A 23,036-nucleotide genomic window follows, 5' to 3' on the forward strand; every position below is an offset into this window, starting at 1 on the left:
CCACCCTTTCCCTGCATGCCGTGGCTACACCACGGTGATGGTGATGACCGAGCCCTCCGGAACTTCCCTGTTCACCGGCGACTGGTCACGGACCGTGCCGAAAAAGCCGCCCAGGATGTTGTTCACGTTGACTTGGAAACCCAGGGCCTCCAGCGCCTTGCGGGCTTCGGCTGCCTGCTTGCCGATGTAGCTTGGCACCGCCACCATTTTGGGGCCCTTGGAAACGGTCAGGGTGACAGTGCCGCCACGGGTCAGTGTCCCGTTGGCAGGGGACTGGCTGACGACGGCGCCCGCCGGGATCTTCCGGTCGAATACTTTCTCCGGGGCGACTTCGGCCGTGAGGCCTGCTGCCTTGACCGCGGCCACGGCGTCATCGGCTGACTTCCCAACCACCGAGGGGACGGGGATGGGCTGCGGGCCCTTGGAAACAACAATCGCTACGGGTGTACCGTGCCGGGCTGGGGTGCCGGCAGCAGGGTCCTGCGACAGGACGGTGCCGGCTGCTGTCTTGTCGTCGAATTGTTCAGTGACAGTGCCTAATGCCATTTGGTCGGCATTGAGGGAGTTCTTCGCCTCCGCCAGGGTTCCGCCGGTGAGTTTGGGCAAAGGAAAGAGCTGGGGGCCTTTTGAAACCAGCAGGGAGACGGGCTGGAACTTCCGGATTTCCGTCCCTGCGGCGGGCTCCGTGCCTACCACCAGTCCTGTAGGCACCTGGTCGTCGAAGACGTCGCTCGTGGTGGACCGGAAGCCCACCCCGCCCAGCAACTGCTGGGCCTGGGCCACCGTCTTGTTGGCGACGGCCGGTATGGCGGCGGCAGCCCCCGGTCCCATTCCGAAGAACCATCCGGCACCCGTGGCCAGGAGTGCGGCGATGATGAGGACCAGGACCCACAGGATGCCGCGGCGGCGGGGATTCCCCTCGCGCAGGGAGCGCACGGGCGTAGCGGCGGCCAGTGCGCGGAGTTTCTCGTCTTCCTTGTCCGCCCGGCGTTGGGCCCGCTTGCCCAGCCGGGGCGGCGGGGGAGACCATCCGCTGTCAGCATCGTCGTCGTCGGGCAGTGCCAGCCCGGGACGCCGCTGGTAGTCCACCTCGGCGGCCGGCCCGGCCTCTACCGGCCCGGCCAGTGCCCCCGGCTGCCGTCCCGGCGGGTAGGCAGGCGCGGCGGGACGGGAGGGAGGCATCAGCGTTGTGGGGTTGCTGCGGCGGGCAAGGACCTCCGTCTGGTGCTGGGAAGTGGCGGCAGCGGCGGCAGGAGGCTGCAGGTCCAGTTCGGCATCAGTGAGGTTGGTCCGGATGTGGCGCAGTTCCTGCAGCAGCGCATTGCCGTCCACCGGCCGGTTCTCCGGATCATTGGCAGTACACCACTGCACCAGTTCGTCCACTTCCCCGGCGAGCCCCGGAACCAGGGCCGATGGAGGGCCCACCGTTCCGTTGACATGCTGGTAGGCCACCTGGATAGGGACTTCACCCTCAAACGGCTGCCTGCCGGTCAGCATCTCGTACAGCATGATGCCCACGGAATAGACGTCACTGCGCGCGTCCGCCGGCTTGCCCAGCACCAGTTCCGGCGAGATGTAGGCCACGGTTCCGATCAGTGCCCCGGTGCTGGTTGAGCTGGTGACGGCGCGGGCCAGCCCGAAGTCACCAATCTTGATCCTGCCGTCATCGGCGATCAGCACATTCTCCGGTTTCACGTCACGGTGGATGAAACCGGCGGCGTGCGCCGCGCCCAGTCCCTCCACCACCGGATCGATCAGTGCCAGTGCCAGCCGGGGTGGCAGGGCGCCCCGGTCCCTGAGGACGTCCCTCAGCGTGTGGCCTTTGATGTATTCCATGACGAGGTAGGCCGTGGTGCCGTCGTTGCCCTGATCCAGGACGCCCACCACGTGCGGATGCGACAGCCGGGCGGCCGCCTTCGCCTCCCGGCCCAGCCTGTCCAGGAAGTTTTCGTCAGCAGCGAGGTGGGGGTGCAGCACCTTCAGTGCCACCTCACGGTCCAGCCTTTGGTCCACGGCCAGGTAGACAGTGGACATTCCGCCACGGGCAAGCCTGGAGGTGACTGCATAGCGGTTGTCCACCAGGGTCCCTGCAACTGGGTCTGAGACGTGTTCCTGCACCTTACGATCCTAATCCCGCAGCAAAACGCATCCGACACGAAAACGGGTCCGAACCGGTAACGGTTCGGACCCGCACTCAGGAACTGGCCTGTGGCCGGTTCAGCTGAAGTTTTTCTGGTGCGCCTTGATGGCAGCGAGGTACGCCTTGGTGTCGTCGTACATGCCGTACTTGCTCACCGAGTATTGGCCCTGGTAGTAGCCCGCGATGGCGGTGTCCTGGTCCTTGCTGGTAGCCAGCAACTGCCGGATGATGGCCACGCCGGCAGTGGCATTGTCGTACGGGTCCAGCAGGTTCAGCTTCCGTCCCACCAGGTCCGAGGCCCATTGCCCGGAACTGGGAATGACCTGCATGGTGCCGATGGCATTGGCCGGTGACACGGCCCGCTGGTTGAAACCCGATTCCTGGAAGGCGAAGGCAAGGGCCAGGGAAGGGTCCACGCCCATCCGCCGCGCTGTGTCGGCAACGATGTTCTTCATTTCGTCCCGGGAGGGAACGGGCGAGGCATTCAGCAGCGCCTTGTTTTCATTGGCGGAGCTGACCACGGCGGCCGGGTAGCTGAAACCCAGGAAGGAACTGGGCACCAAGGGAGCGGCGGCAGGCTGCGGTGCCGCAGCCGGCTGCGGAGCCGGCTGGCCGGAGCCGCCGGGGATAGTCAATTTGCTGCCGGGGTAGATGATGCTGGTCATGCCCAGCTTGTTCGCGGAGAGCAGGTCTGCGAGCTTCACCCCGTGCCGGGATGCAATCGCCGAGAGTGTGTCTCCGGCTTTGATGGTGTAGGAGCCCGCTGCCGGTGCTGAGGTTGTTGCCAGCGCAGGTGCCGGAGCGGCCGGGGCGGGCGCCGCCGGGGCAGGGGCGGTGTCGCCGCCACCGACTTTGATCTTCTGCCCCGGGTAGATGATGGAGCGCATGGAGAGGTTGTTCCAGGCTAAGACGTCGGAGAGGGCCACGTTGTGCTTTGCTGCGATGGCACCCAGGGTGTCGCCCGGCTTCACCGTGTAGGTGGCCCCACCCGCAGGGGATGGAGCTGCAGGGGCAGCCGCCGGTGCAGGAGCGGCCGCGGGTGCAGCCGGTTCGGCCGGGCCGGACAGCTTGAGTTTCTTCCCGGGGTAAATGATCGTGTTGGCCTGCAGGTTGTTCAGCTTGAGGATTTCCCCGGTGTCCAAGCCGAAACGGGCCGCAATCGCACTGACGGTGTCGCCGCGGACAATCGTGTACTCGGCAGGTGCCGCCGGTTGAGCAGGCTGGAAGGCCGCCGGGATGGTGGTGGAGACAACAGCAGCGGGGATGACCGTTCCGGCCGCCTTCGCGGCAGCCTGGGCTTTCATTGCTGCAGCCAGGCTGCTGGGGATGTTCCGCGCTGGCTGCTGTGCCGTGGCCGGCTGGGCCAGGGCCAAGGATGACAATACGACCGCTGGCAGCGCCGCAGTGGTGGCGGCAATCATCGGCAGGCTCGGCTTGGGGGGCTGCTTGGGCGAGCGGGACATCGTCATCGGAAGGAATCCTCTTCTCAACTGCGGGTGCGGACGCGGACGGGGGTGCCGCTGTCAATCTTGATACTACTGTGACTTAAGTTATTAGTGTTACAACAGTGATGAATGTGAATCTCTCACGAATTTGCGATTAGCACAAGAATTTTGGGATTCCGGGTAATGCCCTGTTTATCGGAGTGTCCGCAGGCCGAGGCCGGAATGGATGGCCCCGACTAGGCGTCGCGGTGGGCAGCGTGGCAACCTTGATCCGTGAATAACGTAGAAAACCTGGTAGGCGAGTGGTTACCCCTGCCCGACGTCGCCCGTTTATTGGATGTTTCCGTGACCAAGGTCCACAGCCTGATCGACGAACACGCCCTCGCGGCATTGCGCGTTGGCGAACGGAAGATCCGGTCGGTTCCGGCGGAATTCATCCAGGACGGCCAGATAGTGGACAGCCTTAAGGGGACCATCGTCGTGCTGGCAGATGCCGGCTATTCGGACGAAGACCTTATTGGGTGGCTTTTCACCGCCGACGAGTCACTGCGCGGCCGTCCTATTGATGCCCTGCGCGAAGGCCGAAAGACCGAAATCAGGCGCAGGGCCCAGACGCTGGCCTGGTAGGTGCCGCTGTCAGGAGGCTCGGCTGACAGTCGCTTCAGCCAGCCTCCGCAAGGCGGTTTTGGGCAACTCTTCCAACTCAAGCCCGTCAAGGGCTTCGAATGCTGCCGCGCCGAATTCGGTAATAAGGACTTCGGTGGCCTGCAGCGCACCGGAATCCTCGATAATCCGCCGAATGTCGATGATGTCCGATTCGGAAAGGTCGGGCCTGCCCAGGCTGGCATCGATGAATGCTGACTCGTCCGGCGAAGCCTGGTCCAGGGCTAGGGCCACCAGGACGGTCCGCTTCCCTTCGCGCAGATCATCGCCGGCCGGCTTGCCGGTGGTGAGCGGGTCTCCAAACACGCCCAGGACGTCGTCGCGGAGCTGGAAGGCTTCGCCGAGCGGCAGGGCGAACGCGGAATAGCCGCGGAGCAGGTCGTTGGACGCTCCGGCCAGGGCTCCACCTAATGCAAGGGGGTGCTCGGTGGAGTACTTGGCACTCTTGAACCGGATGATTGATTGCGCCCTGCCAACGGCGCCGGCGCGGTCCCGGACCGGGCCCGCCACTTCTTCCAGGATGTCCAGGTACTGTCCGGCCATGACCTCGGCACGCATCAGGTTGAAGATCAGCCTGGCCCTGCTTCCCGATGCGGCCCGCTCGCCGATATCGGTGAACGCTTCCTCGCTGAAGGACAGGCAAAGGTCGCCCGCAAGGATCGCTGCCGCCTGGCCAAACCGTTCGCTGTCCAGCGCCCAACCCTGGGAGGTGTGCAGCTGGCTGAAACGGCGGTGCACGCTGGGGCCGCCGCGCCGGGTGTCCGAACGGTCGATGATGTCATCGTGGATCAGCGCGGCCGCCTGGAACAGCTCGAGCGCAGCACCGGCGGTGACCACCTGGCCGGCCCCGGCTTCCCCGCCGGCACCCCGCCACCCCCAATAGCACATCAGGGCACGGAGGCGCTTGCCGCCGGTGACCAAATTGGAGATCGATCCCATGATGGGTTCAATATCCGGGGAAATGCCGGCCATCACCGACTGCCGCGCAGTGAGGAAGCCGGTCAGCTCACCGGCAACCCCTGCCACAAAATCAGCCTGTTCATGTCTCAACTGCTCCGCGGCCGTCACTTGGCTGACTCAGCTGCCACGTTGGCACCGATGGTGAAGGTGGAAACGCCGGCGGCTTCCACCACGGAGAGGTTGACCGTCTCGTTGTCACCGCGGACGAAATCCTTGGACGCGACCCCGCCCACTTTGTCCCCGGGCACGGCCTTGAAACCCTGGCCTTCCAAGGCCTTGGAATAGAAGTCCATGACGGAAGCCGTGGGGGCCGTGACACTCCCCACGAGTGCGGCCGTTGCGGGCGCCGAGGCCTTGTCAAAGCTGCTTGATACCACCGTTGCCCCCGGCATCAGTGGCAGGAGTTGCTGGGGGAATCCCTCCACCACGGCTCCCACGGTTGCAGAAGTGTTGGGCGACGCCGATGGGCTGGGGGAAGCTGTCAGGGTGGACCGGGTGGCGGCAATGGAAGTCGACGGGGCTGTCTCTGCCTGTCCGGACGGGGTCTGGCTGCACGCCGCCAGGGTCAGTGCCCCAATGGCGGCAAGTGCGGCCAGGCCAGCTGGCTTGAAGTTTCCAATGGCCGTCACAGAGACTTTCCTCCTGGTGTTGTTGGCGGAACCAGCCTCCAGTTTAGCCAGCCTCCACTACTGTCCTGACAAACGGTGCAGTCCTGCCGAACCGATAGGATTGGGTCCGTGGGGCCCGCAGGTATGAACCAGCCAACCGCCGCGCGCCTTCCTGGCCGCCGGCTCACGTGCATCATGCACGTGGACATGGATGCTTTCTTTGTTTCAGTGGAGCTCCGGACGCGCCCCGAACTCCGCGGCAAGCCCGTCATTGTCGGCTTCCCGGGGGAACGTTCCGTGGTCCTCTCAGGGTCCTATGAGGCCCGCGCCTTCGGGGTTAAGTCGGCTATGCCCATGGCTGTGGCAATGCGCATGTGTCCGCAGGCGGTAGTCATTGAACCGCGGCACAAGCTGTACTACGAGGTGTCCGGCCAACTGATGGCCATTTTCGAATCCATCACAGGACTTGTTGAGCCGCTCAGCGTTGACGAGGCCTTCCTGGACGTCACGGGAGCGCTGCGGCGGCTTGGGCCGCCCAGGGGAATTGGCGAACTCATCCGGCGGCGCGTCGCAGCCGAGCTCGGCATCACCGCATCGGTGGGAATCGCAGAAACCAAGTTCGTGGCGAAGATCGCCTCCACCCGGTGCAAGCCCGACGGTCTGCTGCTCATCGGCCCGGACGAAACCGTGCCTTATCTTCACAGCCTCCCGGTAGGTGCCCTCTGGGGCGTCGGCGCCAAGACCGGAGAAGTGCTGGCGAAGATGGGAATCAGGACTGTGGCGGATGTGGCGGCGACCCCCGTGTCCTCCTTGAAGAAGGTCCTCGGTGCCACAGGGGAGCACGTGCACCAGCTCGCGTGGGGGATCGATCCCCGTCCCGTTACCCCGGTGCGGCTGGAAAAGAGCATTGGCGCCGAAGAGACCTTTGCAGTGGACACCACCGATGATGCCCTCCTTCGCCGGGAACTGCTGCGGCTGTCCCACCGCACCGCAACCCGCCTGCGGAGCTCTGGAATGGTGGCCCGGACCGTGGCGCTGAAGCTGCGCTTCGCCGACTTTTCCACCATCACCCGCAGCCGGACGGTCCAGACTCCGGTGGACAGCGCCCAGCTGGTCTACGCAGTGGCACTGCAGCTCCTGGAGTCGCTCGGGACCCGCGCCATGGCCGTGCGGCTGGTGGGGGTCAGGGCCGAGCAGCTGGAGGAAGCGGCCCGTACCTCGCTCCAGCTGAGCATTGACCGCAGGGAAGAGAACTGGCGGGCAGCCGAGCAGGCGCTGGACGAGGTGACGCGGAAATTCGGCAGCAAGTCCGTCCTGCCCGCGCGCCTGATGGAGCAGGAAAACCGGCCCGGAGACAGTTCCCAGCGGTCCGTTTGAGGGGTCCGCCAAAGTCATTGCCGTCTTTCAGATCAGCCCTCAACAATCTATCCTTATAAATACATAGTTTTCGAGTGAATGGACTTACTGCCGGACCCTCTTGGACATGCTCCCGCTCCCGCGTACGCATGCTGCATTCCTGTTCTGGCCACTGTCGGCGAGGCGGGAACTTTCCAGCAACAGCAGGCGTTTCAAGGAAGTAGAAGTAGTGGCTGGGATCAGCCCGGACGTTGGCCTACAAAAGGAGGTCGTGATGCCGCTGTCGGAGCACGAACAGAAGCTGCTGGAGCAGCTTGAAAAGCAGCTTCACGAGGACGACCCGAAGTTCGCGAACTCAATGGGTTCGGACCCGGGACGTTCCTGGTCCACGAGGCACGTGGTTATTGGGGTCCTTTGCGCACTTGCCGGCGTCTTCCTGTTGCTGGTTGGTGTCACCCTCCAGAACATATTCGTCGGCGTATTGGGCTTCGTGGTGATGGGTGGCGGCGTGTACTTCGCCACCATGCGCAGTTCCCGCGGCGCAGCCGGCTCCAAGGCCGGCGGGGGAAAGCCCGGCAAGCAACGGAGTTCGTTCATGAGCAACCTGGAAGAGCGCTGGGACGAGCGCCGCAGAGGCGAACCCTAAGCAGTCAGGACCCACGCCGGGTACCCGGCCCCTCCATTTCGCTCCCCTGGCAACGGGGGACCGCACGAAAAGACCCGCTACTGCGGGTCTTTTCGTGTTTAAAGGCAATTCCAGGCGTGTGCCGCTGTTCCGGCGGGTCTCGGACATCGTGGCCACGCTGCCCGAAGCGAAAAGTCCTCCACTTCCCACCACCGCCCGGAAACCGCGCCACTTCAAGGGCTTTTTCCCATTAGTCGACTGGCCAGGGGAGCGTTACGCGTTGACTGTGGTGGAAAGTGGAGTAATGTGGAGGACATAAGAGGGTGGTTGCAACATAGGGGATGTGCAGTTCCTGACAGCGGACAGGCGGTGGGCCAGTGTTTCTGGGCACTCACTCGCCGCGTCTGGATGAAAAGGGACGGATCATTCTCCCCGCCAAGTTCCGGGAGGAACTTGCCAGCGGTCTGGTGCTCACAAGGGGCCAGGAACGTTGCATCTACGTCTTCAGCGAGAAGGAATTTGCACGGGTCCACGAGCAGATGCGGGAGGCGCCAATCTCCTCCAAGCAGGCACGTGACTACATCCGCGTATTTCTCTCTGGAGCCTCGGACGAGGTACCTGACAAGCAGGGGCGCGTGACCATTCCACCGGCGCTCCGGGAGTATGCAGGACTCGGAAGGGAACTTGCCGTTATCGGCGCCGGTACCCGCGCCGAGATCTGGGACGCCCAGGCTTGGAATGAATACCTCGCGGAGAAGGAAACAGCCTTCTCCGAAACTGACGATCCCATTCCGGGCATTCTCTGAATTCCGGAGCGGGGCGGCAGGTGGCTTCTTGGATGAGATCTCCAGCCGGCCCACCGGCTGCCAACCTGGCTCACCTTCCCCGGAGCCAGGCGGGCGGAACGGTAGGCGCGGATGGGGATCTGGTCCCAGAAGCAGCAGGTGACAACGACGGCGGGAAAGGACCAGGCATGACCGATCAACCCAAGCCCACGTCCGAACGCCATGTGCCGGTCCTCCGCGACCGGTGCATTAATTTGTTGGCACCGGGATTCGAAGCAGCAAGGCTCCGTGGCGAAACCCCCATTGCGGTCGACACAACCCTGGGCATGGGCGGTCATTCCGAGGCAATGCTCCAGCGGTTCCCCGACCTCCACCTCATCGGCATTGACCGTGACGAGGAAGCGCTGTCCCTGGCTGGGCAGCGGCTGGCTCCGTTCGCCGCCCGGACCGACCTGGTCCACGCGGTGTACGACGAGATCCAGGACGTCGTGGAAGACCTCGGCGTGGCGGAAGTGCACGGGATCCTGATGGACCTGGGTGTGTCCTCCCTGCAGCTGGACGAGCGTGAGCGCGGCTTCGCCTACTCGTTTGATGCGCCGCTGGACATGCGCATGGACACCAGCCGGGGCCAGACTGCAGCGGACGTCGTCAATACCTACAGCGAAGAGGACCTCGTCCGGATCATCCGCAAATGGGGCGAGGAAAAGTTCGCCGGACGGATCGCCAACAGGATCGTCGCGGCACGTGCCGTCAAGCCATTCGCCACCACCGGAGAACTGGTGGAGCACATTCGTTCCGTTGTTCCCGCCTCCGCGGCGAAGTCTGGTGGACACCCTGCCAAACGGACCTTCCAGGCCCTGAGGATCGAGGTCAACGAGGAACTCGACGTCCTGGAACGTGCCGTGCCTGCCGCCGTGGCTTCCCTGGCCCTCGGCGGCCGCATCGTGGTCATGTCCTACCACTCGCTGGAGGACAAGATCGTCAAGGGTGTGTTCCAGGCCCGCTCCAAGTCTTCCGCTCCCCTTGGCTTCCCCGTTGAGCTGGAAGAGCACAAACCCGAACTCAAGACCCTGACCAAAGGCACCGAGGTGCCCACCGCCGTCGAAATCGCCGAAAATCCACGCGCTGCCTCCGCCAGGCTTCGCGCGGCAGAACGAATCAGAGCCAGGAGAGCTGCATGAGCACCGCCGCCGTCAAGAACTTTCCCGTTGTCTCCGGCAGTTCGGCGGCCGATACCAGGCGCGCGGCTGAACCCGCCGGGGGACGGAAGGGCCGAACCCCGCTTTCCGTGGTCCGCACGGCGCCGCAGAAGCGGAGGGCGCCGTTTGTCGTCCTGTGCTTTGCCATGCTCGCCGTGGCATTGATGGCAGTGCTGGTCCTGAACATCTCGGTCTCTACCGCCCAGTACCAGCTGGTGGAGCTGCGCGCCAAGCAGAGCACATTGACCAAGACGAACCAGGACCTGACCCAACAGGTGCAGAACTTCGAGGCCCCCCAGAACCTGGCAGCCAAGGCCACGGAGCTGGGAATGGTGGCATCCACCGTCAAGGGCCAGATAGACCTGTCCACGTTGTCGGTGACAGGAAAAGCCACCCCTGCGGTCAAGGGTGCAGCAGCAGGAGCCGTGATCCCGTCGCCGGCGGTGGCCGGCCAGCTTATCGTGCCGCCTGCATCCAAGGGTCCAGATTCCAAGGGTGCCGAGTCCAAGGGTGCCGAGTCCAAGGGCGGAGCCGCGGACAAGTCAACGACGGCGGACGCCGGCAAGGCTCCTGCCTCCGCTCCCTCCGCCGATGCTGCCCAGGCGGCCGCTGCCCAGGCCGCCGCTGCGGCCGCTGCGGCGAAACCGGCCCCCGAGCTTCACGGTGGATCTGTTCCCGCGCCCCAGCAGAAGGTCCCCGGACAGTAGGCCAACAGGCAGGACAGGCAACAGCGTCGAGCAGCAAGGAATATCACGGTGGCGGAGACGACCGGCAAGGCAGGAACAAGGAAGGCCCCCAACGCCACCAAGCGCTTGCGACTGGGACTGGGCGTCATGCTCACACTCCTGCTCGTGGTGGGCGGGAAGCTCTTCCTGGTCCAGGGGCTGGACGTCGGCGGCATGGCCGAGGCGGCACTGAACAGCCGGATGACCTCGGCGATCCTCCCGGCCGAGCGCGGCAGCATCCTGGACTCACGCGGCACCGTCCTGGCCAACAGCGTGATCCGCTACAACATCGTGGTTGACCAGCGCGTCAACACGAAAACGGAGACTTACAAGCGGCTCGAGCCCCAGGCTGACGGGCACGACAAGCTGGTGGACGTCAGCCGCGACCGGGCGATCTCCGAACTTGCCGCGGCGCTTGGCATGGACACGAACGCCGTCCGTGACGCGGTGACCGGGCAGCAGCCCTATTACATTGTGGCCAAGGACGTGAAGCCCGACGTCGAAGACCGCATCTCGAAGCTCCAGGTCCCCGGCATCGTCGCCGAGGGCGTCAGCAAGCGCGTCTACCCGAACGGCGCCGTGGCCGGGGGAGTCGTGGGCTTCCTCCAGGACGGCACCACCGGGCAGGCCGGCATCGAGCAGACGCAGGACGACCAGCTCAAGGGCAAGGACGGCAAGCGCCTGTTCGAGATCGGCGCTGACGGGCTCCGCATCCCGGTGGGCCTTGACGAGCTGACTCCGCCGCAAAACGGCAAGGACGTCAAACTCACGCTCAACTCGGATCTTCAGTACTTTGCCCAGCAGGCCATCCAGAGCCAGGCGGACAAACTCAGCGCCGAATGGGGCGTCATCATCGTGATGGACGCCAAGACCGGGAACCTGCTTGCCCTGGCCGACACCAACTCCCCGGACCCCAACAACCCCGGGCTGGTGGCAGCCAAGGATCGTGGCGTCCGCTCCGTGACGGCTGCCTACGAGCCCGGCTCGGTGGAAAAAATGATGACGGCCGCAGCCGTGATCGATGAAGGACTGGCCAGCCCCCTGGACCGCTTCACCATTCCGCCCACCTACACGGTGGACGGCCAGACCTTCAGTGATGCGTTCACCCACGGCACCGAGGAACGGACGCTGGCAGGCATCATCGGGTACTCCATGAACACCGGAACGGTCATGGCCGGCCAGCGGCTCAGCAAGGAGCAGCGGTACGACTGGCTGAAGAAGTTCGGCATCGGCGAGGCGCCGGACGTCGGGCTTCCCGCCACCGCCTCGGGCATCCTTACACCGCCGGACCAGTGGGACGGACGCCAGCAGTACACCGTCCTGTTCGGGCAGGGCGTTTCCCAATCCACTCTCCAGACCGTCCGTGCCTACCAGAGCATCGCCAACAACGGCGTCATGCTGCAGCCGCGGCTGATCGATTCGTACATTTCCCCTGACGGCGCCGAGGAGAAAGTACCCGCGCAGCCGTCGCAGCAGATTGTTTCCGAAGGCACGGCCCAGCAGGTCCAGGACATCCTGGAAAGTGCCGTCACCGAAGGCGAAATCAAGGACGCAGGGATCGACGGCTACCGCGTGGGAGCCAAAACCGGCACATCGGAATCACCCTGCGACGACGGCAAGTCCGGCTACTGCGGGTACACGGCCTCCATCGTGGGAATGGCGCCGATGGATGATCCGCGGTTTATTGTGGAGGTGGTGCTCCAGCGGCCGAAGGGCAGCATCTACGGCATCACAAACGGACCGGTGTTCCGGTCCGTCATGAGCCAGACGCTGCGGACCTACAATGTCCAGCCTTCGACCGGCGAGCCCGCCAGAATGCCGCAGTACGCCAAGTAGCCGCTGCGCCACGCCGGAAGTACCAGCAGCATCCAGCGCATCACAGTGCCCGGCGCGAACCATGCCGGGCACGCACTAGCACCATCGGAGATCCCCTTGTCAGAGTTCACCACGCCCGGCAGCGACACTGCCCGGGACGAAAGTCCGGCCCGCTTCCGGCCCGCAGCCGTGGCGGCGGTCCCGCTGGCCGCCGTCGGGCAGGCCGTTGGCGTAGCCGTTCCTGCTCCAGCCGCCGACGTGGAAATCACTGGCATCTCAATCAACTCGCGCACAGTGGAGCCCGGCGACCTGTATGTGGCCCTGCCCGGGGCCAGCAGGCACGGCGCTGACTTCGCCACGGACGCCATTGGGGCCGGGGCCGCAGCCGTCCTCACGGACGACGCCGGCGCCCGCCTCCTTGCCCTGGCCGCGGACACCCCCGTGCCCGTGCTCGTCGTCGACAAGCCGCGCAACGAGGTGGGACCACTCTCCGCGATGATCTACCGGAGCCAGGCTGCCGACGGCCGTCCGCTGCAGCTTTTCGGCGTCACGGGGACCAACGGTAAAACCACCACCACGTACTTCATCACGTCGCTGCTGCGCGCGCTGGGGCGGCAGTCCGGCCTGATTGGCACCATCGAAATCCTGGCCGGCGGGGAGCCGATCCCCAGCCTGCTCACCACGCCGGAATCGGCCGAAGTCCACGGACTCCTAGCCCTCATGCGCGAACGCGGGCTCAATGCCGCAGCCATGGAGGTGTCCTCCCACGCCATCTCGTACCAGCGCGTGGACGGCCTCCTCTTCGACGTCGCCGGATTCACCAACCTCACCCAGGACCACCTGGACCTGCACCACACCATGGATGGCTACTTCGCCACCAAAGCGGAGCTCTTCACACCCGGGCGCGCCCGCACGGCCGTCGTGACGGTCGACGACGAGTGGGGACGCCGCCTGGCCGGCAACACGCAGGTGCCGGTCACCACGCTCAGCACCAGCGGCGGGGCTTCGGCGGACTGGACCGTCAGCGCTGCCTCGCCCCGCGGGCTCGGTACCGACTTCACGCTGACAGGGCCCGCCGGTGCCGTCCTGAATATCCACACCGGTTTGCCCGGCAGCTTCAACGTTGCCAATGCCGCACTGGCCACGCTCATGGTCCTCACGTCCGGGGTGGATGCGTCTGAGCTGCAGGCCGCGCTGGACAGCGCCGACCCGTTCACCGTGGCCGTGCCGGGACGAATGCAGCTGATCGCCGAGGAGCCCGCCGCCGTGGTGGACTTCGCCCATAACACCGACGCCCTGGCGCGGGCCCTGGAAGCAGTCCGCTCCCCGGAACCGGACTCCCGCCTGATCGTTGTCTTCGGCGCCACTGGACAGCGGGACCAGGGCAAGCGCCCGGCCATGGGAGCCATCGCCGCCCGGCTTGCCGACACCGTGATCATCACCGACGACGACCCGCACGACGAGGACGCAGCAGCGATCCGGGCCGACGTGCTGGCGGGCGCGCGGGACGCCGTGGAAAAGGAGTCACTGCGCGCCGACCTGCTGGAGGTCTTCCCGCGGGACGAGGCCATCCGGCACGCCGCAGGTTTGGCACGGTCGCACGACACCATCCTCGTGGCAGGCCGCGGCCACGAGGTCTGGCAGGAAGTGAAAGGCGTGAACCTCGCCCTGGACGACAGGGTGGAACTCCGCAACGCCTTGACAGCCAGGGGATTCAACGTTCTCCATGATGACCGGATAGAGTCCTAGACCGAGATGATTGCATTTACTGCGGCGGAAATCGCCGAAATCACCAGCGGGCGCCTGGACGCCGATCCCGGAATTACGCCCCTCTCGGTGGTGACGGATTCACGCGAAGCCACGAACGGTTCGCTTTACGTCGCAAAGCCGGGCGAGCACGCCGACGGCCATGACTTCATCGACGCCGCCTTTGCGTCCGGCGCCGTCCTGGCACTCGTCGAGCGCCGGGTGGAAGGCCCGGAAGGCACTGCCTACCCGTCCATCGTGGTTGCAGACGCGGTCCTGGCAATGGGCGCCCTTGCCGCGGAGGCGGTCCGGCGCATCCGTGCAGCCCGGGCAGAAGCGGGGGAGCAGCTGACGGTCGTGGGGATCACCGGTTCAGCGGGCAAGACCACCACCAAGGACCTGCTTGCCGGGATCCTTGCCACGCAAGGCAACACTGTCGCGCCCCAGGGCTCCTACAACGGTGAGGTTGGCGTTCCGCTGACCGTCTTCCGGGCAGACGCCGACACCCGCTACCTGGTCATCGAGATGGGGGCCACGGGGATCGGCCACATCCGCTACCTTGCGGAGATGGTCAAGCCGGACATCGGAGTGGTCCTGGCAGTGGGCACCGCACACGCCGGAGAGTTCGGCGGGGTGGAGAACATTGCGCTGGCCAAGGGCGAGATGGTTGAAGGCCTTTCCGGCGCCGGCACCGCCATCATCAATCTCGACGACGAACGCGTCGCCGCCATGCGCAGCCGTACCTCGGCCAAGGTCCTTGGCTTTTCCGCCGACGGGCGCCAGGACGCCCAGGTGCAGGCACTGAATGCTGACACGAACGCCGGGGGCAGCCCCGAATTCGACCTCCAGCTGCCGGACGGCGATGGCCCCCGCCACGTCAGCAGCCGGCTTATCGGCGCACACCACACCGGAAACCTGCTGGCAGCCGCGGCAGCCGCATGGGCTGCGGGTGTACCGGGAGACGATATTGCGGCCTCGCTGAGCAGCCAGTCCGCCGCCAGCCGCTGGCGGATGGAACGCACGGAGCGGCCGGACGGCGTCACCATCATCAACGATGCCTACAACGCCAACCCCGAATCCATGCGTGCCGCTCTCCGGACGCTGGCAGACCTCGGCCGGGGACGCCGCACCTGGGCGGTCCTGGGAGCCATGCTGGAACTGGGGGAAGACTCCATCCGCGAGCACACGGCCGTGGGCACCCAGGTGGTGCGACTCAACATCTCCCGGCTGCTGGTGGTGGGCCGGGAAGCGCGCGCCCTCTACGTTTCCGCCGTCCAGGAAGGGTCCTGGGGCGACGAGTGTCTCTTTGCCGATACCGTGGATGAGGCCCGCGAAATCCTCGACGCAGAACTCCAGCCGGGTGACCTGGTGCTGTTCAAGTCCTCCAACAGCGTCGGGCTTCGGCATTTGGGCGACCGGATAGCATTACCCCCAACCCCGACCCCTGCCGACGAAAGGAGCACTCTGCTGTGATTGCTCTGCTGATCGGCGCAGGCCTGGCCCTGCTGTTCGCCCTTGTGGGCACCCCTCTTTTCATCCGCCTCCTGGTGCACCGCGGCTACGGCCAGTTCATCCGCGACGACGGCCCCACGTCGCACCACACCAAGCGTGGAACGCCCACCATGGGCGGAACCGTCGTCGTGGCTGCCGTCCTGCTGAGCTACGGGCTCACCCACCTCATCATGCTGATGATGAACCCGGATTCCCCTGGGCCTTCCGCTTCAGCACTCATCCTGCTGTTTCTCATGGTCGGCATGGGCCTGGTGGGCTTCCTGGACGACTTCATCAAAATCTCGCGGCAGCGAAGCCTGGGCCTCAACGCCAAGGCGAAGCTCATCCTTCAGGCAGCCGTGGGCATCATCTTCGCCGTCCTGGCGTTGAACTTCCCCAACGGTGCAGGCTTGACGCCGGCATCAACGAAGATTTCCCTGGTCCGCGACCTGCCGTGGCTCGACCTCGCCTTTGGCGGAACTGTCCTCGGGGCAATCCTGTTCGTCATCTGGTCCAACCTGATAGTCACCGCCGCCACCAACGGAGTGAACCTCACTGACGGTCTCGACGGCCTCGCCGCCGGCGCATCGATCATGGTGTTCGGTGCATATACCCTCATGGGCATATGGCAGAGCAACCAGGCCTGCGGCTCGCCCAGGGAGGCAGGCAGCGGCTGCTACCTGGTCCGGGATCCCCTGGACCTGGCGCTGCTCGCGGCGATCCTGAGCGCTGCCCTGGTGGGCTTCCTTTGGTGGAACACCTCGCCGGCGAAGATCTTCATGGGCGACACCGGATCACTGGCCATTGGCGGTGCGGTGGCTGGTTTCGCCATCCTTTCCCGGACCGAACTTCTGCTGGGCATCGTGGGCGGCCTCTTCGTGCTGATCACCCTGTCCGTCATCATCCAGGTGGGCTACTTCAAGGCCACCGGCGGAAAGCGCGTTTTCAAGATGGCGCCGCTGCAGCACCACTTCGAACTGAAGGGGTGGGCCGAAGTGACCGTCGTGGTCCGGTTCTGGATCCTGGGCGGACTCTTCGTCGCTGTGGGGCTTGGCATCTTCTACGCAGAATGGGTTGTACTGCTGTGACCGTTTCTCCCCGCCTGGCAAACCTTGTCTCCTGGAACTCCGACTGGGCCGGCCTGCGCGTGGTCGTGACCGGCATCGGCGTCTCCGGCTTCGCAGCCGCAGACACCCTGATCGAACTCGGTGCACGCGTGGTGGTGGTGGACGCTGCCACTAGCGACACAGCGCGTGCACATGCCGACACCCTGAAAATCGTGGGCGCCGCCGATGTGCTGCTGGGTCCGGACGCCGTCACCCACATACCGCGCATCGACGGTGAACTTCCGGAACTGATCGTCACGTCGCCCGGATGGCGCCCGGACCAGGCCCTGCTGGCTGCAGCGGCCCGGGCACACATTCCCGTCTGGGGCGACGTCGAACTTGCCTGGCGGGTGCGGACCCGGGAAGGCCGAAAGACGGCCGACTGGCTGGCCATCACGGGGACCAACGGCAAAACCACCACGGTTGGGCTCACCGAATCGATGCTCCGGGCAGCCGGGCTCAAGGCGATCGCCGTCGGAAATGTCGGTACTCCCATCCTGGATGCCCTCCGCGACCCGGTGGAGTATGACGTCTTCGCCGTCGAACTTTCCAGCTTCCAGCTGCACTGGGCGGAATCCGTGTCGCCCGTGGCCAGCGTCTGCCTCAACGTGGCCGAAGACCACGTGGACTGGCACGGTTCCTATGACTCGTACCTCGCGGACAAAGCCAAGGTCTACGAGCGGACCCAGAAGGCCTGCATCTACAACGCGGAGCAGGTGGAAACCGAGCGCATGGTGGAAAACGCGGATGTGATCGAAGGCTGCCGCGCGGTTGGCTTCACCACCGTCACTCCCGCGGTCAGCATGCTCGGAGTGGTGGAAGGTCTCCTGGTTGACCGGGCGTTCATCGAGGAACGCAGGAACAGCGCGGCGGAGCTGGCCTCGATGACCGACCTTGGTCCGCTGGCTCCGCGCCACATGGTAGCCAACGCCCTCGCCGCCGCCGGCCTGGTCCGCGCCTATGGGGTGGACGCCAAGGCTGTCCGCCAGGGCATCCTTGACTACGTCCCGGGCGACCACCGCATCCAGCCAGTGGCCCGCCTGAACAGCGTCCTTTGGGTCAACGACTCCAAAGCCACCAACCCGCATGCCGCGTCTGCTTCCCTGTCAGCCTTCAGCAACGTCGTCTGGATAGCCGGCGGGCTCTCAAAGGGCGTGAGCTACGACGACCTGGTGAGGGAGCACGCGGCCAGGCTCAAGGCCGTGGTACTGATCGGAACCGACACCTCCCAGCTCCGGGAGGCCCTCCGGCGACACGCGCCCGATGTCCCGGTGATCGAGCCGGGGGCAGGTGACACTGAGGGAGTGCAGACTGCTTCGGCGCCCGGTGGCACGCCCGCCGGTTCCCCCGGCAACGGAGAACAGGTGATGTCCCGGGCCGTTGCGTCAGCAGCACGGCTTGCCGAACCCGGCGATACCGTGCTGATGGCTCCGGCAGCTGCTTCCATGGATCAGTTCTCTTCCTACGCTCACCGTGGTGGTACTTTCATCGACGCTGTCCGCGAGCTGGTGGAAGGGCAGGCCCAGACCGGCGAGGAGTAACAATGGTCAGCACGCCCACCCGCCCCCAGGGCAGAAAGCCCCAGGGCGGCAAGCCCCGGGGTGGCAAGCCCCGGGGTGGCACGCCGCGCCCCGGCGCCACCGCCACCCGGCAGCCTGCTGTGGCGGGCGCGAAGCTGCGGACCATCTACCGCCGGTTCTGGTCGGCGCTGGAGGGAACGGGCACGTCCCGGAACGGTTCCACCTACTACCTCATCCTCGGCGCCACGCTGGCGTTGACGGCCATCGGGATCATGATGGTCCTCTCCGCCTCCAGTGTTGAATCCATCGCTGCCGGAAAGTCACCCTACGGCGACGCGCTGAAGCAGGGTGTCTTCGCTGCGATCGGCATCTTCACCATGTTCGTGCTCTCGCGGATCAACGTCGTGTGGCTCAAGCGGCTCGCCTGGCCGGCCGTCGGGGCTGCCGTGGTGCTCCTGGGCCTGGTGCAGGTGGTGGGTGACGAGGTTAACGGCAACCGGAACTGGATCGACCTTGGCGGCATCACCTTCCAGCCTTCCGAAGCGGCCAAGCTTGCCCTGGCACTTTGGCTGGCCACGGTGCTGGCCAGGAAGGGCAAACTGCTCAGCCGGTGGCAGCATGTGCTGGTACCCGCAGTGCCCATGGCGGCCATCATCATCGTGCTGATCCTGGTGGGCAACGACCTCGGCACCGCCATGATCATCATGATGATCGTGGCGGCGGCACTGTTCTTCGCGGGTGTTCCGCTCTACCTCTTCGGCTTCGCGGGCATCATCGCCGCAGCCGGCACCGCTGTAATGGCCATCACCAGTTCCAACCGCATGTGCCGCATCACCTCGTGGTGGACCGGACAGTCCTGTGCCGACGGCATCGACGCCAACTACCAGGCCACCAACGGCATGTACGGCCTTGCCTCCGGCGGGTGGCTGGGCGTGGGCCTGGGGCAAAGCCGGCAAAAGTACAGCTGGATCCCGGAAGCCCACAACGACTTCATCTTCGCCATCATCGGCGAGGAACTCGGCCTGGTGGGAACCGTCGTCGTCCTGGTCCTCTTCGCGATCCTGGGCGCGGCGATCTACCGTGTGGTGGTGGCGCAGGAGGACATGTTCCACCGGGTCCTGGCCGGCACCATCATGGTCTGGCTGCTGGGCCAGGCCACCGTGAACATGTCCGTGGTCACCGGTTTGATGCCGGTCATCGGCGTGCCGCTGCCGTTCATTTCCTATGGCGGTTCGGCGCTGCTGATGTCACTGTGCGCCGTCGGGGTGGTGCTCTCGCTCGCGCGGGAGCAGATGGCGCCGGCCATGCGGCCCAAACGGATGCTGAAGTTCAAGGCCAGGCCAGGGCGGGACAAGAACCAACCAAAGAATTCCAGAAAGCGTGCCTAACCCCACATGACTCCGACACAACCCTCCATCGTCCTGGCCGGCGGCGGAACGGCGGGCCACATCAGCCCGTTGCTCGCCATCGCCGCCGCCCTCCGCAGCGTTGCCCCCGACGCCTCCATCCTGGCGGTCGGAACGCCCACGGGCATGGAAACCCGGCTGGTTCCGGCCGCCGGTGTCCAATTGGCCACCATCGACCGCGTGCCCCTTCCGCGCAAGCCGTCCGCGGACCTGCTCCGCCTGCCTGCCAGGCTGGCCGGCGCAGTCCGCCAGGCCGGCGCCATCCTGGACCAGGCACGGGCCGACGTGCTGGTGGGAGTCGGCGGATACGTTTGCACCCCCATGTACCTGGCGGCCCGGAAGCGCCGCATCCCCATCGTCATCCATGAAGCCAACGCCCGTCCTGGGCTCGCCAACCGCGTGGGGGCCTTCCTGAACGGCCGGGTTGCCGTGGCCTTCGAAGGCACCCCGCTGCGCAACGCCGTGCATGTGGGCATGCCCATGCGGAAGGAGATTTCCGGCCTGGACCGGAAGAGCGCCCGAGACGCGGCGCGGAAGTCCCTTGGGCTCGATCCCCACCAGCCAACCCTGATTGTCACCGGCGGTTCCTCCGGCGCGCAAAGCATCAACCGGACCATCGCTGCGGCCGTGGACCGCCTTGCCGACGCCGGCATCCAGACCCTCCACATCACCGGCCGTGGCAAAACAGTCCTGGACCAGGCCGGCAAACCCCTCACTGCGAAGGGCTACCGGCAGGTGGAGTACATCGACGGCATGGAGCTTGCCTACGCTGCGGCCGACCTGCTGCTGGCACGGTCGGGCGCGGCCACGGTCAGCGAAGTGGCCGCCGTCGGGGTCCCGGCGGTCCTGGTGCCCCTGCCCATCGGAAACGGGGAACAGGCGCTGAACGCAGCGGGCCTGGTCGCCGCAGGCGGAGCGCTGCTGGTGGCCGACCGCAACTTCACGGCGGAATGGGTTGACCAGGAGTTGATTCCCCTGATCAGCGACAAGGCACGGCTTGCCGCCATGGAAGCCAAGTCCTACCGGCTCGGAATCCGAAACGCCGACCAGCGCATGGCTGGTCTTGTCCTGGAAGCGGTATCTGCATGAGCCCCCACAACACCCCCACGCTTGAATCGCTGGGAAAGGTGCACTTCATCGGCATTGGGGGAGTAGGCGTGTCCGCCGTGGCCCGCATCATGGTGGCGCGGGGGGTCCCGGTCAGCGGATCCGACGCCAAGGACCTGCCCGTCATGGCCGACCTTGCCGCAGCCGGGGCGCGCATCGCTGTCGGCTACTCCGCCGGCAACCTGGCCGACGCTCAGACCGTGGTTGCCGGGTCGGCGATTCGGGAGGACAACCCCGAGCTGGCGGCGGCACGGCAGGCGGGGCTGCCCGTGCTGCACCGGTCCCAGGCGCTGGCAGCCACCATGGGCGGGGACACTGTGGTGACGGTCGCAGGAACGCATGGCAAGTCCACCACGACGTCGATGGTGACGGTGCTGCTGCGCGCGGCGGGACTGGATCCGTCCTTTGCCGTCGGCGCCAACATCCCCGCGCTTGGCGTGAACGCCGCGCACGGCACGTCCGGCATCTTCGTTGCCGAGGCTGATGAATCCGACGGCTCCTTCCTGAACTACCGGCCGCACATCGCCGTCGTCACCAACGTGGAGCCGGACCACCTTGACTACTACGGCACCGCTGAAGCCGTCTACGAGTCCTTCGACCGCTTTACCGCCCTGCTGCCCGCGCACGGCCTCCTGGTGGCCTGCGCCGACGACGCCGGCGCGCTGGCCCTGGCGGAGCGGACCAGGGCGCGGGGCAACACCCGGGTGGTCCTGTACGGCACCAGCGACGCGGCGGACGTCAGGCTTGACGACGGCGGCCCGGGACAAGTTGCCATATCGGCAGCCGGTGCCCGGTTCCCGTTGTCATTGCAGGTGCCCGGACGGCACAACGCACTGAACGCCGCAGCCGCTTTCGGCGTGGCCCTCGAGCTCGGTGTTGACGCGGCCGCCGCAGCCGCCGGCCTGGCGCATTTCTCCGGAGCATCCCGCCGCTTTGAACTGAAAGGCGGAGCAAGGGGAGTGCGGGTGTTCGACGACTACGCCCACCACCCCACGGAGGTCCGCGCCGCCCTCACCGCGGCCCGTTCGGTGGCGGGCGGCCACAAGGTCCATGTCCTGTTCCAGCCGCACCTGTTTTCCCGCACCCGCGAATTCGCCGCGCAGTTCGCCGATGCCCTCAACCTGGCCGACACCGCCCTGGTCCTGGACATCTACCCTGCCAGGGAGGACCCGATCCCCGGCGTCACGAGCCAGCTCATCGCCGACCACCTCACGGAAGGCGGACGGCTGGTTTCCGCTGACGACGCCGTCGACACCCTGGCCGACGCCGCGGGGGACGGGGACGTTGTCCTCACCGTGGGCGCCGGTGACGTCACAGCCTACGGTCCCAGAATTGTGGAGGCACTGCGTGCCTAGCTCCCGCCGCCCCACCTACGCTCCGCCCAAGCGGAACAGCCGCCCCGGTGCAGGGAACGGCAACAGTGCTGAACCCCGGAAGGGTACGGCAACGGAAACCCCGGCCGCCGGCGGTGACGTGATTACCGCATCCCGCAGCATCCCGGACCAGGCGTCCCCGCAGCCGGCGAAGGAACAGAAGCCTTCCGGGGCGACCGTCCTGGCGTTCCCTGAGCCGAAAGGCCGGCGCCGCCGGAAGAAGGTCCTGCTGGCCGTGGGAACAGTGATCGCTTTGGTGGCCGGGCTGCTGGCCGCGGCCGTCTACTCGCCCGTCCTTGCCCTGCAGACCGTCTCGGTGACGGGCACACGGCTTGTCACACCGGCCCAGGTGCAGGCCGCGCTGGAACCCCTGCGCGGCAAACCGCTGCCGCAAATCAGCGACGACGACGTCCGCGGGCTCCTTGGCCCTTTGATCCAGGTCAAATCCGTTTCCGTCGAGGCGCGCCCGCCGTCCACCCTCGCCGTCGCGGTGCACGAGCGCGTGCCCGTGGCGCTGGTCAAGCAGGGGGAGCAGTACCAGCTGGTGGACGTCGACGGCGTCCAGCTGGCCACCACGGATGATCCGGCATCGGCGTCACTGCCGGTCATCGACGGCGGTGCCGGCGCCATTGGCCAGGACCTGTTCCGCGCCACCGCGGCTGTCCTGGGGGCGCTGCCGGCCGACGTGCTGGCGAAGCTGTCGAACGCGTCCGCGCAGTCCATGGATGCCGTGGAACTCAAGCTGGTGGACGGCCAGACGATCGTGTGGGGCAACGCTTCCGAGAAGGAACTCAAGGCCAAGGTCCTGGCCGCCCTCCTCAAGGCTCCGGCCGATCCCAAGAACCCGGTCAGGGTCTACGACGTCAGCGTGCCCCGGCACCCCGTGACGCGCTGAGCGCTTTCTTTCCCGGTATTAATCCGACACGCGGACCCGGTTATTGAATGTCGGAACCAGAGGAAATACCG

Annotated in this window: 19 protein-coding genes; 15 read left to right on the forward strand and 4 right to left on the reverse strand. The window is 66.1% G+C overall.

The genetic code is table 11. From position 1 onward, the window contains the following. Nucleotides 1-24 precede the first annotated feature (24 nt). Together pknB and Q9R31_RS13690 are read right to left on the reverse strand one after the other, a co-directional pair. The gene (gene pknB, locus Q9R31_RS13685; protein ID WP_311263274.1) at nucleotides 25-2,118 is read right to left on the reverse strand and encodes a Stk1 family PASTA domain-containing Ser/Thr kinase; all 2,094 of its coding nucleotides are present in this window, start codon (nucleotides 2,116-2,118) and stop codon (nucleotides 25-27) included. Nucleotides 2,119-2,217: 99 nt separating this feature from the next. Further along, entirely contained in the window at nucleotides 2,218-3,609 is a 1,392-nt protein-coding gene (locus tag Q9R31_RS13690; protein WP_311263275.1) for a LysM peptidoglycan-binding domain-containing protein, read from the reverse strand. A gap of 249 nt (nucleotides 3,610-3,858) precedes the next feature. Here Q9R31_RS13690 and Q9R31_RS13695 point away from each other — a divergent pair, with 249 nt between their 5' ends. Continuing rightward, a complete protein-coding gene (locus Q9R31_RS13695; RefSeq protein ID WP_311263276.1) occupies nucleotides 3,859-4,212 on the forward strand; it encodes an Rv2175c family DNA-binding protein in 354 nt (117 codons plus the stop codon). A 9-nt stretch (nucleotides 4,213-4,221) separates the two neighbouring features. Here Q9R31_RS13695 and Q9R31_RS13700 read toward each other — a convergent pair whose 3' ends face one another. Together Q9R31_RS13700 and Q9R31_RS13705 are read right to left on the reverse strand one after the other, a co-directional pair. Further along, complete coding sequence (locus tag Q9R31_RS13700) at nucleotides 4,222-5,316, reverse strand: polyprenyl synthetase family protein (RefSeq protein ID WP_311263277.1); 1,095 nt, start codon at nucleotides 5,314-5,316, stop codon at nucleotides 4,222-4,224. Further along, complete coding sequence (locus tag Q9R31_RS13705) at nucleotides 5,313-5,837, reverse strand: hypothetical protein (protein ID WP_311263278.1); 525 nt, start codon at nucleotides 5,835-5,837, stop codon at nucleotides 5,313-5,315. The genes Q9R31_RS13700 and Q9R31_RS13705 overlap by 4 nt, the downstream gene beginning before the upstream one ends. 123 nt (nucleotides 5,838-5,960) lie before the next feature. On the opposite strand from Q9R31_RS13705, the gene dinB reads away from it, so the two are divergent. The 14 genes from dinB to Q9R31_RS13775 all read left to right on the forward strand — a co-directional run bounded on the left by dinB (nucleotide 5,961) and on the right by Q9R31_RS13775 (nucleotide 22,965). After that, the gene (gene dinB, locus Q9R31_RS13710; RefSeq protein ID WP_311263279.1) at nucleotides 5,961-7,193 is read left to right on the forward strand and encodes a DNA polymerase IV; all 1,233 of its coding nucleotides are present in this window, start codon (nucleotides 5,961-5,963) and stop codon (nucleotides 7,191-7,193) included. Nucleotides 7,194-7,446: 253 nt separating this feature from the next. Further along, complete coding sequence (locus Q9R31_RS13715) at nucleotides 7,447-7,818, forward strand: DUF3040 domain-containing protein (protein ID WP_311263280.1); 372 nt, start codon at nucleotides 7,447-7,449, stop codon at nucleotides 7,816-7,818. 356 nt (nucleotides 7,819-8,174) lie between these two features. Next, a complete protein-coding gene (gene mraZ, locus Q9R31_RS13720; protein ID WP_018763545.1) occupies nucleotides 8,175-8,603 on the forward strand; it encodes a division/cell wall cluster transcriptional repressor MraZ in 429 nt (142 codons plus the stop codon). Nucleotides 8,604-8,770: 167 nt separating this feature from the next. Then, nucleotides 8,771-9,763: a 16S rRNA (cytosine(1402)-N(4))-methyltransferase RsmH gene (gene rsmH / locus Q9R31_RS13725; protein WP_311263282.1), complete on the forward strand. Its 993-nt coding sequence runs from the start codon at nucleotides 8,771-8,773 to the stop codon at nucleotides 9,761-9,763. Further along, nucleotides 9,760-10,488 (forward strand): hypothetical protein, encoded by a 729-nt coding sequence (locus Q9R31_RS13730; RefSeq protein WP_311263283.1) that lies wholly within the window; start codon nucleotides 9,760-9,762, stop codon nucleotides 10,486-10,488. Before rsmH ends, Q9R31_RS13730 begins: the two co-directional genes overlap by 4 nt. 48 nt (nucleotides 10,489-10,536) lie before the next feature. Further along, nucleotides 10,537-12,342, forward strand: a complete 1,806-nt coding sequence (locus tag Q9R31_RS13735; protein ID WP_311263284.1) for a penicillin-binding protein 2 — start codon at nucleotides 10,537-10,539, stop codon at nucleotides 12,340-12,342. 96 nt (nucleotides 12,343-12,438) lie between these two features. Then, the gene (locus Q9R31_RS13740) at nucleotides 12,439-14,070 is read left to right on the forward strand and encodes a UDP-N-acetylmuramoyl-L-alanyl-D-glutamate--2,6-diaminopimelate ligase (protein WP_311263285.1); all 1,632 of its coding nucleotides are present in this window, start codon (nucleotides 12,439-12,441) and stop codon (nucleotides 14,068-14,070) included. Between the two features lie 6 nt (nucleotides 14,071-14,076). Continuing rightward, nucleotides 14,077-15,540 carry a UDP-N-acetylmuramoyl-tripeptide--D-alanyl-D-alanine ligase gene (gene murF / locus Q9R31_RS13745; RefSeq protein ID WP_311263286.1) on the forward strand — a complete coding sequence of 488 codons (1,464 nt, stop codon included), beginning with the start codon at nucleotides 14,077-14,079 and terminating at the stop codon, nucleotides 15,538-15,540. Then, nucleotides 15,537-16,646, forward strand: coding sequence for a phospho-N-acetylmuramoyl-pentapeptide-transferase (gene mraY, locus Q9R31_RS13750; protein WP_311263287.1), 1,110 nt, complete (start codon nucleotides 15,537-15,539; stop codon nucleotides 16,644-16,646). The genes murF and mraY overlap by 4 nt, the downstream gene beginning before the upstream one ends. Next, a complete protein-coding gene (gene murD, locus Q9R31_RS13755; protein ID WP_311263288.1) occupies nucleotides 16,628-18,205 on the forward strand; it encodes a UDP-N-acetylmuramoyl-L-alanine--D-glutamate ligase in 1,578 nt (525 codons plus the stop codon). Before mraY ends, murD begins: the two co-directional genes overlap by 19 nt. A 2-nt stretch (nucleotides 18,206-18,207) precedes the next feature. Further along, nucleotides 18,208-19,572: a putative lipid II flippase FtsW gene (gene ftsW, locus Q9R31_RS13760; RefSeq protein WP_311263289.1), complete on the forward strand. Its 1,365-nt coding sequence runs from the start codon at nucleotides 18,208-18,210 to the stop codon at nucleotides 19,570-19,572. Between the two features lie 6 nt (nucleotides 19,573-19,578). Further along, the gene (gene murG, locus Q9R31_RS13765) at nucleotides 19,579-20,679 is read left to right on the forward strand and encodes an undecaprenyldiphospho-muramoylpentapeptide beta-N-acetylglucosaminyltransferase (protein ID WP_311263290.1); all 1,101 of its coding nucleotides are present in this window, start codon (nucleotides 19,579-19,581) and stop codon (nucleotides 20,677-20,679) included. After that, a complete protein-coding gene (murC, locus tag Q9R31_RS13770) occupies nucleotides 20,676-22,052 on the forward strand; it encodes a UDP-N-acetylmuramate--L-alanine ligase (protein ID WP_311263291.1) in 1,377 nt (458 codons plus the stop codon). The genes murG and murC overlap by 4 nt, the downstream gene beginning before the upstream one ends. After that, complete coding sequence (locus tag Q9R31_RS13775) at nucleotides 22,045-22,965, forward strand: cell division protein FtsQ/DivIB (protein ID WP_311263292.1); 921 nt, start codon at nucleotides 22,045-22,047, stop codon at nucleotides 22,963-22,965. The genes murC and Q9R31_RS13775 overlap by 8 nt, the downstream gene beginning before the upstream one ends. The last annotated feature ends 71 nt before the right edge of the window (nucleotides 22,966-23,036 follow it).

Origin of the sequence: Pseudarthrobacter sp. BRE9 (assembly GCF_031844305.1) — a bacterium.
Taxonomy (GTDB): domain Bacteria; phylum Actinomycetota; class Actinomycetes; order Actinomycetales; family Micrococcaceae; genus Arthrobacter.

Excerpts from the sequence above, each read along its gene's own strand:
- Q9R31_RS13690 (WP_311263275.1), bottom strand. The coding sequence starts at position 3,609 with ATGACGATGTCCCGCTCGCCCAAGCAGCCCCCCAAGCCGAGCCTGCCG.
- dinB (WP_311263279.1), top strand. The coding sequence starts at position 5,961 with ATGAACCAGCCAACCGCCGCGCGCCTTCCTGGCCGCCGGCTCACGTGC.
- Q9R31_RS13715 (WP_311263280.1), top strand. The coding sequence starts at position 7,447 with ATGCCGCTGTCGGAGCACGAACAGAAGCTGCTGGAGCAGCTTGAAAAG.
- rsmH (WP_311263282.1), top strand. The coding sequence starts at position 8,771 with ATGACCGATCAACCCAAGCCCACGTCCGAACGCCATGTGCCGGTCCTC.
- Q9R31_RS13730 (WP_311263283.1), top strand. The coding sequence starts at position 9,760 with ATGAGCACCGCCGCCGTCAAGAACTTTCCCGTTGTCTCCGGCAGTTCG.
- murF (WP_311263286.1), top strand. The coding sequence starts at position 14,077 with ATGATTGCATTTACTGCGGCGGAAATCGCCGAAATCACCAGCGGGCGC.
- murD (WP_311263288.1), top strand. The coding sequence starts at position 16,628 with ATGGGTTGTACTGCTGTGACCGTTTCTCCCCGCCTGGCAAACCTTGTC.
- ftsW (WP_311263289.1), top strand. The coding sequence starts at position 18,208 with ATGGTCAGCACGCCCACCCGCCCCCAGGGCAGAAAGCCCCAGGGCGGC.
- murG (WP_311263290.1), top strand. The coding sequence starts at position 19,579 with ATGACTCCGACACAACCCTCCATCGTCCTGGCCGGCGGCGGAACGGCG.
- murC (WP_311263291.1), top strand. The coding sequence starts at position 20,676 with ATGAGCCCCCACAACACCCCCACGCTTGAATCGCTGGGAAAGGTGCAC.